Origin of the sequence: Novosphingobium sp. (assembly GCF_041915465.1) — a bacterium.
GTDB lineage: Bacteria > Pseudomonadota > Alphaproteobacteria > Sphingomonadales > Sphingomonadaceae > Novosphingobium.
Genome location: NZ_JAYSBK010000166.1, coordinates 1 through 3,245, shown reverse-complemented (window position 1 = coordinate 3,245; position 3,245 = coordinate 1). Strand labels below are relative to the sequence as shown.

Annotated in this window: 2 protein-coding genes; one reads left to right on the top strand and one right to left on the bottom strand. The window is 64.6% G+C overall.

Translation table 11 applies throughout. From position 1 onward, the window contains the following. The coding region (locus tag ACE3SN_RS16485) for a DUF3857 domain-containing transglutaminase family protein (protein ID WP_374531872.1) at window positions 1-2,094 on the top strand (2,094 nt) is incomplete at its 5' end. 15 nt (window positions 2,095-2,109) lie between these two features. Here ACE3SN_RS16485 and ACE3SN_RS16480 read toward each other — a convergent pair. Then, window positions 2,110-2,979: a cupin-like domain-containing protein gene (locus tag ACE3SN_RS16480; protein ID WP_374531870.1), complete on the bottom strand. Its 870-nt coding sequence runs from the start codon at window positions 2,977-2,979 to the stop codon at window positions 2,110-2,112. Window positions 2,980-3,245 lie beyond the last annotated feature (266 nt).

Below are 3,245 nucleotides of genomic sequence, written 5' to 3'. Positions count from 1 at the left end.
ATACCTGGGGGCATGATGCGCTTTTCGCGCTTGATACTGGCTTTGGCCGCGTGGCCGATGATGGCGCTTGCCGCGCCGGGCGGTCAGACGCCGCTGGCCCGGCCGGCGATCGCTCCCCCGCCAGCCTGGGTTGACATCGCGCCGCTACCCAAACCGCCCAAGGATGCCGATGGCGCGGCCACGATAGACCTGCTGGGCGATTTGCAGGTCAATTTCACCAATGAAGGCGATACCGTGTTCATCGCCCAGGCGTGGAAGATCGGTACTGCGCAGGGCCTGGATGACGGTGCGCTGCAGGTGGCCTGGGATCCCAGCCTCGAAACCCTGACGATCCACCGCTATCGCATTTTGCGCGGCAGCCAGGTGATCGACCTGCTCGGCGATGGGTCGGCGGTCAGTGTGATCCAGCGCGAAACCCGCATGGAAGACGCGATGCTCGACGGGCGTCTGACCGCCACGATGCAGCCCGAGGACCTGCGCGTGGGCGATGTGGTTGACCTGGCCTATTCGGTGACCCGCCGCGATCCGGCGATGAAGGGGATGAGCGAATATGTGGCGGGGCCCGCCGACGGAGCAACCTTTGGTCGCTTCCGGGTGCGGCTGGTCTGGGGGAAGGACAAGCAGATGCACTGGCGCGTCCTGCCGGGCATCCTTGCGCCCAAGCTCAAGAAATCGGGGCAGGGCAACGAACTGATCGCCGATCTCAGCGATTTTACCGCGCCGTTGCCGCCCGAAAGCGCACCCTCGCGCTTCGGACTGGTCAATGCGGTCGAGATCACCGAGTTCGACGATTGGCAGGGCGTTTCGCGAACCTTCGCCCCGCTCTATGCCGAGGCCGCGAAACTGGCACCGGATAGTCCGCTCCATGCCGAGATCGACAAGATCAGGGCCGCTTCGCCCGATCCCAAGCGGCGCGCGGAACTGGCGCTGCAACTTGTGCAGGAGCAGATCCGTTACCTGTTCCTGGGGATGAATGCCGGCGGGTTCATCCCGGCCAGCGCCGACCAGACGTGGAGCCGCCGGTTTGGCGACTGCAAGGGCAAGACCGTGCTGCTGATCGCGATCCTCAATGAACTGGGGATCGAGGCGCGGCCCGTGCTGGTCAACACCGAGAGCGGCGACTTGGTCGGCGACCGGCTGCCGACGATGGAAGCGTTCGACCACGTGATCGTCGAGGCGACGATCGACGGAAAGAACTATTTCCTCGACGGCACCAGGCTTGGCGATACCTCGCTCGCCCGGCTCAGAACGCCAAACTATCGCTTTGGCCTGCCGGTAACGGCCCAGGGTTCAGCGTTGATCGCCATGGTGCCGGAACAGCTCGACCGTCCCAATGAGGTCGTTACGCTGACCCTCGATGCCAGCAAGGGCCTTGATCTGCCCGCTCCGGCGAGTGGCGAAATGCGTTTCCACGGCGAAAGCGCGTCGAACATGCGCCTGCGTTATGGCGGCTATTCGCAAGCCGACCGCAACCGCGAACTGCGCAAGCTGTGGCGCGATGCCTTCGATTTCATCGCGCCCGGCAAGGTCGGTACGCGGGACGATCCCGAGACGGGCGATTTCGTGATCTACATGACCGGCACGGCCCAGATGGAATGGACGGCCGATCTTGGCACCCGCTGGTATGAGGTCGATCGCTCGCGCCTGGGCTGGCGCTTCGACATCGCCCGCGAAGGCGAACTGAACAAGACCGCGCCCTATGCCGTGAGCTTCCCTGACTGGTGGGGCAGCAAGACCACGATCATCCTGCCCAACAAGGGCAAGGGTTTCCGCCTGCAGGGCGGATCCTATGACAAGACCATCGGCGACCTTTACCAGTTCCACCGCAAGGTCGATCTGGTCGACGGGGTGGTGGTGATGGAATCCGAAACCCGCACTTTGGCGGCGGAACTACCGGCCGACCGGGCGCCGCGCACCCGCTCTGAAATGGCTGAGCTGGCTGGCAACAGCGTCTATGTGCGTGCGCCCAACGATTACCAGAAAACCCCCGAGGAGCTGGAGCAGGCCAAACGCGAAGATGCGGCCGAGGCCCGCGCGGCAAAGGGCAAGAGCCAGCCGGCGGATTCGCTCAAGAACGGACGCCAGAGCCCCTGATCCGGCGATTGGCGATCAGGCGCTCTGGCGGAGGCCTTTGAGCTTGCGCACCGCGCGGTAGGCCAGCGCCTTGGCCAGGTTCTGTGCGGGAAAGGGGCCGGGGCTGGCCGGCTTCATGCCCAGTTCGCGCAGCAGGTGATTGAACGCCCGCGCATCGGCTTCGGCATAGCTCCATTGCGACCGCCAGGTGACCGAGAGCGAGACCGACGGCTCGTCATGGTTCTGCACCCAGTGCGGCGCCTTGACCGGGACGTGGATCGCCTCGCCGGGCCCGATCGTGATGGGCTGGCCAAGCACGGAAAACTCGTCGCGCCAGGGCAGATTGCGGTGATGCTTGCCGAGGTGGAAGTCTTCATGAACGGCGGGCGCGAACATCTGCTCGTCCTCGACCGGGAACACCGTCATGGTCTTTGAACCCATCACCTGCAGCAGGATGTTGTGTTCGGGATCGAAGTGGAACGGGGTAACCGAACCCGGCGAAGTGATGAAGACGAAGCCTTCCAACTGCATCATTGCGCCGGTGCGGGGTGTGACGATCTCTTCAAGTTCACCCAGCACATCGCGCAGCAGGCGCGCGTATTCGGGGGATTGCTCGATCCGCTTGAGCGCGACCCACGAGCCGGCATTGGCAATCCCGCGGATTGTTTCGACCACGCCCAGGTCGGAAGCGGGAACATCCTCCGGGGCGATGCCGATGGGCAGCTTGCCGGGGTTGTACTCGATCGAATCCGCCGGCAGCGCGGCGGCAAGTTCGGCGAGGGCATCGAGCGTGAGCAGGGGGTGGCTGGTCAGCCTATGGCGAAGCTTGCCCGGCATATTGGGATAGAGCGTGGCAAATCGGGCTTGGCCTTCGGGCGGAAAAACGGCGGAATGGGTCGCGGACATCGGCGGGATCCTTTTGGTCCCGCGCGTCTTATCAGGCGTCGGTTAAGAACGCGTTTTCCCTGTCGTTCAGCGGATGCCCCGCCTGGATGGTTCGGGCTACCAGGCGGGGCGCGGCGAGTGTTCGGACAAGTCCCGTCAGGCGGTCATCAATCGGGGATCTGCCAGCGCACCGCGCCGTTGTAGCTGCCTTCGGCCCTTGCGCCTGTCTCGTCGGTGGCGGGTTCGAACGCGGAGCGGCTCATCACCTTGGCGCAGGCCGTATCGTC

Coding starts and splice junctions, on each gene's coding strand:
- ACE3SN_RS16480 (WP_374531870.1), bottom strand. CDS start 2,979: ATGTCCGCGACCCATTCCGCCGTTTTTCCGCCCGAAGGCCAAGCCCGA.